The following is a 6,137-nucleotide window of genomic DNA, read 5'->3' on the forward strand; positions in this document are numbered from 1 at the left end:
AAAGAGAATGGCTAAAAACTGGTATCCAGTCATCGATTATCTTGCTTGCACTGAATGCGGAACCTGCGTGGATTTTTGCTCCCACAGTGTTTATAACAAAGCAAAAGCCCCGTCCCCTGTGGTGATGCAACCCGGAAACTGCATTGACCGTTGCCACGGCTGCGGCAACAAGTGTCCGGCAGGCGCCATCTCCTATGTAGGCGACGATACTGGCTGGACACCGCCAAACGGCGAATGCAGTGCAAAAAAAAGCGTAGATTGCTGCCGCGGCGGGGCTTGTGAGGAGGATTCCTCCAAGGCTGTGCTTGTGGAATATCTCTATCTTGATCTCAATACCTGTGACCGCTGTATCGGCGCCGATGCGGTACTGGAAGAAGTTTTGGGCAGTATCGCGCCCGCTCTGGAGGCTGCCGGATATACCATGCGGCTTCAAAAGGTACAGATCGCCACAAAAGAACTGGCGGAGCACTACCGATTCCTTGCGTCGCCCACCATTCGTGTAAATGGGCAGGATATCTGCGGACCTGTTGCGGAAAACACCTGCGGCTGCTGTGGTGAAATCAGCGGAACCGATGTGACCTGTCGTACCTTTGCATACAAAGGTCAAGCCTATGAAGTACCGCCCAAAGCCATGCTGGCTGAAGGAATTCTAAGAGCTGTGCTCGGCATGGTGCAGCCCGTTTGTGACTGCGGCGAGTATTCACTTCCAGAAAATCTCAAAAACTTCTTTGAGGGAAAAGCTGTGAAGACCGGTTGCTGCCCTGAAGGTACTTGCGGATGAGTAAACAAAGGATATAAAAACAGTTATTCCACTTTTGATTTTCGCCGTCATTGCCGAGATTGACCTTTACGGTTTTGGGTATCCTTGCGGCCACGGCGGGCAGCCTTGTATGGAGTGTTTTGCTACTGCTGCTCTATTTCATTGGGCACGGCATTCTCGCCGTGATTGCGGAGCCTTCCATGGGCTTTGCCCAAAAGCTCTCCCAAAGCGAGAAGTATGGAAAAGCTAGCGCTATTTTGAAAATCGTCATGGGCGCGGTGATCCTGCTCATCGGTTTCTATTTGTTATATTCAGGTTTCTAATCATGAATTTAAGGAGGTTTTTATTATGGCATTGTTTGGTTTTGGTAAAAAGAAAAATGCAGAGGAAGAATTGGTGCAGTGTGGTTGCGGGGAAATGTGCAAGCCCTCCGAAATTGCCGCAAAGAAAGCTGACGAAGAAGCAAAAGCAAAAAACTCCGGTTGCTGCTGTGGCGGTGACTGCAATACAGAAACGATTGCGGAAGCCGAAAAAGCAAAAGTGAGCGGTTCATCCGTCAAGGTGCTTGGCTCGGGCTGTGCAAAGTGCAATCAACTGGAAGCGGCTACCTTGGAAGCGCTCAAAGAGCTTGGCATGGATGCCACCATTGACCATGTGACAGACTTTACACAGATCGCTGCTTACGGTGTGATGACAACTCCTGCATTGGTTGTGGACGGCAAGGTCGTTTCCTTTGGAAAGGTTTTAAAAAAGGACGAGGTCGTTAAAATCCTGCAAAAAGTACGGGGGTAAATTTATGGCAAAGGAAAAATCACAAAGCATTGGCTTCTTTCAAAAATACCTGACCGTGTGGGTTGCTCTCTGTATGACGGCAGGTGTTTTAATTGGTAAACTTTTACCTGCCGTTCCTGCATTTTTAGGCCGTTTTGAGTATGCCAGAGTTTCTATTCCGGTCGCCATCCTCATTTGGGTGATGATTTATCCCATGATGATGAAGGTGAATTTCCAGAGCGTCAAAAATGTGGGGAAAAACCCAAAGGGGTTATTCGTCACATGGGTGACAAACTGGCTCATCAAGCCGTTCACCATGTACGGTATCGCCGCGCTATTTTTCTATGTGGTTTTTAAGGGCTTGATTGCCCCTGACCTCGCCAAGGAGTATCTGGCGGGTGCAGTACTCTTGGGTGCGGCACCCTGCACAGCGATGGTGTTCGTCTGGAGCACGCTCACCAAAGGAAACCCTGCCTACACCGTAGTACAGGTAGCAACCAACGATTTGATTATTCTGGTTGCCTTTGTGCCGATTGTGAAATTCCTACTGGGCGTTTCCAACGTGTCCGTGCCATGGGACACGCTGATTTTATCGGTCATTTTATTTGTAGTCATTCCGCTTGCGGGCGGTATTCTGACCCGTGTGCTGGTGACAAATCGCAAGGGCACAGAGTATTTTGAAAACACCTTTGTCCATAAATTTGATAATGCCACCAGCATTGGTCTGCTGCTCACTTTGGTATTGCTGTTTTCCTTCCAAGGTGATGTGATTTTGAATAATCCGCTGCACATTCTACTCATTGCTGTGCCGCTTGTTTTGCAAACTTTCCTTATTTTCTTCATCGCTTATTTTGCTTGCAAATGGCTGAAGCTGCCCCATGATATTGCCGCCCCTGCGGGGATGATTGGCGCGTCCAACTTCTTTGAACTGTCGGTCGCTGTGGCGATTGCATTGTTTGGTACTACTTCACCGGCGGCTCTTGCCACCGTAGTTGGCGTGCTGACCGAGGTGCCGGTGATGCTGTTGCTTGTAAAAATCGCCAACAAAACGAAAGGATGGTTTCCAGTATGAGCAAACCTAAAGTAGCATTTATCTGCGTACACAACTCCTGCCGCAGCCAAATTGCCGAAGCACTGGGCAAGTACCTTGCGTCTGATGTCTTTGAAAGCTATTCTGCCGGAACGGAAGTAAAGCCGCAAATCAATCAGGATGCTGTGCGGCTGATGAAGCAGATTTATGGCATCGACATGGAGCGAACTCAGCGCAGTAAGCTGCTGGAGGAGATTCCCCCAGTGGATATCGTGGTGACCATGGGCTGCAATGTGCAGTGTCCTTTTTTGCCCTGTATGCACAGGGAGGATTGGGGGTTAGATGACCCAACCGGCAAAAGCGATGTGGACTTTGAACGTACTATAAAAGCAATCCGCTCTAAAATTGAGAATTTGAGAGAGCGAATCGCTGACAACAAACTATAAAGAACGAGGCTGGCGTTTGTCAGCCTCGTTTTTCTATTCTCCGTTACATCCCCAGTATCGTCCAGTCAATACTTGCATAAGGACAGTGGAAATTTGCGGCAACATATGGTACGATAACTTTTAACAAGTATTTGAATTGCTAATTATTTATAATCTGTACAGTAATTAAAGGTATCCGTAAACTCCTGCTGCAGCCAAATTACGGAGATTATCGGCAAGCACTTTATCTCATATGTGCAACTTATATCAGGTAATTGTCTGTGAGAATTGATATACTGGAGAAAGGAGTGAAGCAAATGTCTGTTCAAACAATAGAAACAATGGCAAAGTGGGTAGAAAATAACATAACAGAAAGCCCAAGCCTGCAAGATATGTCATCATATGTTGGTTATTCACCGTATTACTGCTCTACAAAGTTTCGGGAGCACATGGGTATGACATATAAACAATTTCTTGCCCAATGTAAATTAAAAGCTGCTGCTAATGATCTTTGCATAACCAATGACAGAATAACCGATATTGCTTTTCGATATGGGTACTCGTCATCTGAAGCGTTTGCAAGAGCTTTTTCACAAGCGTTTCAATGCTCGCCACGCCAATATCGGAAAACTTCCGGTGTTTCTCTTAGCTCACCTTAGTCTATAGGGCGTATTGCTCCCTCCGAATTTGTAAATGCGAGGAGATAAAATGTCTGACAAGTTTGGAAGAAATGATCTCTGCTGGTGTGGCAGCGGTCGAAAATATAAGAAATGTCATGGCCCTATTGATGAGCAAATTGAAATCTACCGCTTAAAGGGATATGAAGTGCCTTATCGAAAATTGCTTAAAACAAAACAACAGATTGAAGGTATTCGGGAAAGCAGCAAACGAAACATCGCTTTACTGGATTTCATTGCAAATTATGCGGTTGATGGAATCACCACGGAAGAGCTTGACCGGCTTATCTTCGAAAAAACCAAGGAACTGGGAGGCGTTCCAGCAACACTCAATTTTGACGGATACCCTAAGAGCGTGTGTATCTCAATTAATGATGTTGTATGTCATGGTATCCCCTCTGATCGTATATTCCTGCGAAACGGCGATATTGTAAATATTGATGTGTCTACAATTTATAACGGATTTTTTTCAGATTCTTCACGCATGTTTTGCATTGGTGCTGTTTCCGCTGAGAAACAAAAACTGGTTGATGTTGCGAAAGAGTGTGTGGAGCTGGGCATTGAACAGGTAAAACCGTGGGGATTTCTTGGTGATGTTGGGCAAGCTGTTCAAGACCATGCAAGGGAAAATGGATATTCTGTCGTTCGAGAAATCGGAGGCCACGGTATTGGTCTACAATTTCATGAAGATCCTTGGGTCGGTTATGTGACAAAGCAAGGAACAGGAATGCTCTTAGTCCCAGGACTTGTTTTTACTGTAGAGCCTATGATAAATATGGGAAAATCCAATATAGTAACAGATAAATGCGATAATTGGACTATTCGCACTGCTGATGGGAAGCCTTCTGCGCAATGGGAAAAACAGGTGTTAGTAACCGAAACTGGTTATGAGGTGTTGGCATATTAATGAACAGTTAGGAATAACCAGAATTTCTTATTATGAGCATAATGAGAACCTAAATGAGCAGACCCAGCTCCTTGCAGAACTGGACCTACTCATTATTACTACATGCCAAGAATAGTCCAGAGTATCCTTGCAAAAGGATGGCGAACGGACTTTTTCATAGTATCTGTGTCCTTTCCATTGTTCATATTTGTTTAATTGAAAGTTCCGCTTTACTATGGTAAACTCACTTTATATATCTGCCGTGTAAAACTTTTGTGAAACGGTAGCATGGGAAATTAACGCTCGGTGAGCAAGTTTTATATAATTTATATAATGTGTGAGGTGGTGCAATAAATGTTTAATGAAATTTGTATCTATGAGGCAAAGATTGAAAAGCAAGAGGAAATTGAGCAACTTATGAAAGAGGTTGCCGCCTTTTATATGGAGCAGGATGGTGTTATTGAAGTTAGATATATCAAACGCACCCACCGCCAAACAGATTTTAATGCCGTTAAAGAAGGGGCATTGCCTGTTCGCCTCACACGCAATGTAGGCAAAGTCACTTATGTTTTACATTGGACTGTTAGAGATGAAGAAACTCACGCAAGGGTGTCAAAGTTAGGGTTAGAGCATTTTTACAAGCGATGGAACAGATGCTTAACCACTATGCCAAAAATTATTTTGGGTGAAAACATTGTGTAAGGGTATGAGCACACCCTCTGTTAGTAGTTTAACTTCACCTACACAATAAAATCTGACTTATCACGAATTTGAGCCGTTGCATCTTACTTGACGCAACGGCTCTTGCTTTGTCTACATGCCAAGAATAGTCCAGTCAATCCTTGCAAAAGGACGATTATAGGTTTGCTTTCAAACACAAAAGGCAAAGATTCCAATGTTAATCAGAATCTTTGCCTTTTATTTAAAATATCAGTACGAATTATTCGCCCATGAATAACTTGATATCATCATCAACTTGTCCGATACCTGCAATACCAAACTTTTCAACAAGGACCTTTGCAACGTTCGGAGATAAAAATCCTGGTAAGGTAGGACCAAGATGGATATTCTTCACACCTAAATAAAGTAACGCAAGTAAGACAATTACCGCTTTTTGCTCATACCATGCGATGTTAAATGCAATCGGCAGATCGTTAACGTCCTCAAGTTCAAATATTTCTTTCAGCTTCAATGCGATTACTACAAGCGAGTAGGAATCATTACACTGACCAGCATCAAGAACTCTTGGAATGCCTCCGATATCTCCTAATCCAAGTTTATTGTAACGGTACTTGGCACATCCCGCTGTAAGAATAACTGTGTCATTAGGCAGTTTTTTCCCAAACTCGGTGTAATACTCACGAGATTTCATTCTGCCATCACAGCCTGCCATCACAAAGAACTTCTTAATGGCACCTGATTTTACGGCATCCACCACTTTATCTGCAAGAGCAAAAACCTGATTGTGAGCAAACCCGCCAACAATACTGCCTGTTTCAATTTCTACAGGTGGCTTACACTGCTTTGCCATCGTAATAATTTCAGAAAAATCTTTTTTGCCATTTTCATCAGCTGTGATATGAGGACA

At 44.2% G+C, this 6,137-nt stretch carries 9 protein-coding genes; 8 read left to right on the forward strand and 1 reads right to left on the reverse strand.

From position 1 onward, the window contains the following. Window positions 1–7: 7 nt before the first annotated feature. The 8 genes from GKG41_RS22320 (at window position 8) to GKG41_RS22355 (ending at window position 5,251) form a co-directional block, all read left to right on the forward strand. The gene (locus GKG41_RS22320) at window positions 8–781 is read left to right on the forward strand and encodes a DUF2703 domain-containing protein (RefSeq protein ID WP_018213994.1); all 774 of its coding nucleotides are present in this window, start codon (window positions 8–10) and stop codon (window positions 779–781) included. 50 nt (window positions 782–831) lie between these two features. Further along, window positions 832–1,083, forward strand: a complete 252-nt coding sequence (locus tag GKG41_RS22325) for a hypothetical protein (RefSeq protein ID WP_139104090.1) — start codon at window positions 832–834, stop codon at window positions 1,081–1,083. A gap of 94 nt (window positions 1,084–1,177) precedes the next feature. Beyond that, a complete protein-coding gene (locus GKG41_RS22330; RefSeq protein ID WP_312576926.1) occupies window positions 1,178–1,552 on the forward strand; it encodes a thioredoxin family protein in 375 nt (124 codons plus the stop codon). 4 nt (window positions 1,553–1,556) lie between these two features. Then, window positions 1,557–2,603 (forward strand): ACR3 family arsenite efflux transporter, encoded by a 1,047-nt coding sequence (gene arsB / locus GKG41_RS22335; protein ID WP_018213997.1) that lies wholly within the window; start codon window positions 1,557–1,559, stop codon window positions 2,601–2,603. Continuing rightward, complete coding sequence (locus GKG41_RS22340; RefSeq protein ID WP_018213998.1) at window positions 2,600–3,007, forward strand: arsenate reductase ArsC; 408 nt, start codon at window positions 2,600–2,602, stop codon at window positions 3,005–3,007. Before arsB ends, GKG41_RS22340 begins: the two co-directional genes overlap by 4 nt. A 296-nt stretch (window positions 3,008–3,303) precedes the next feature. Further along, the gene (locus GKG41_RS22345; RefSeq protein ID WP_026184155.1) at window positions 3,304–3,645 is read left to right on the forward strand and encodes an AraC family transcriptional regulator; all 342 of its coding nucleotides are present in this window, start codon (window positions 3,304–3,306) and stop codon (window positions 3,643–3,645) included. A 49-nt stretch (window positions 3,646–3,694) separates the two neighbouring features. Continuing rightward, window positions 3,695–4,570: a methionyl aminopeptidase gene (locus GKG41_RS22350; protein WP_026184156.1), complete on the forward strand. Its 876-nt coding sequence runs from the start codon at window positions 3,695–3,697 to the stop codon at window positions 4,568–4,570. A 333-nt stretch (window positions 4,571–4,903) separates the two neighbouring features. Next, window positions 4,904–5,251 carry a hypothetical protein gene (locus GKG41_RS22355; RefSeq protein WP_018213991.1) on the forward strand — a complete coding sequence of 116 codons (348 nt, stop codon included), beginning with the start codon at window positions 4,904–4,906 and terminating at the stop codon, window positions 5,249–5,251. Between the two features lie 238 nt (window positions 5,252–5,489). Here the strand turns inward: GKG41_RS22355 and hcp are convergent. After that, window positions 5,490–6,137 (reverse strand): hydroxylamine reductase (gene hcp, locus GKG41_RS22360; protein WP_154262725.1); only part of this gene is annotated, 648 nt, incomplete at its 5' end.

It is taken from the genome of Lactonifactor sp. BIOML-A5 (assembly GCF_009677585.1).
Taxonomy (GTDB): domain Bacteria; phylum Bacillota; class Clostridia; order Lachnospirales; family Lachnospiraceae; genus Lactonifactor.

Bases quoted from the DNA above. Each gene is read 5' to 3' on its own strand.
- GKG41_RS22320 (WP_018213994.1), top strand. From the start codon at position 8: ATGGCTAAAAACTGGTATCCAGTCATCGATTATCTTGCTTGCACTGAA.
- GKG41_RS22330 (WP_312576926.1), top strand. From the start codon at position 1,178: ATGTGCAAGCCCTCCGAAATTGCCGCAAAGAAAGCTGACGAAGAAGCA.
- arsB (WP_018213997.1), top strand. From the start codon at position 1,557: ATGGCAAAGGAAAAATCACAAAGCATTGGCTTCTTTCAAAAATACCTG.
- GKG41_RS22340 (WP_018213998.1), top strand. From the start codon at position 2,600: ATGAGCAAACCTAAAGTAGCATTTATCTGCGTACACAACTCCTGCCGC.
- GKG41_RS22345 (WP_026184155.1), top strand. From the start codon at position 3,304: ATGTCTGTTCAAACAATAGAAACAATGGCAAAGTGGGTAGAAAATAAC.
- GKG41_RS22350 (WP_026184156.1), top strand. From the start codon at position 3,695: ATGTCTGACAAGTTTGGAAGAAATGATCTCTGCTGGTGTGGCAGCGGT.
- GKG41_RS22355 (WP_018213991.1), top strand. From the start codon at position 4,904: ATGTTTAATGAAATTTGTATCTATGAGGCAAAGATTGAAAAGCAAGAG.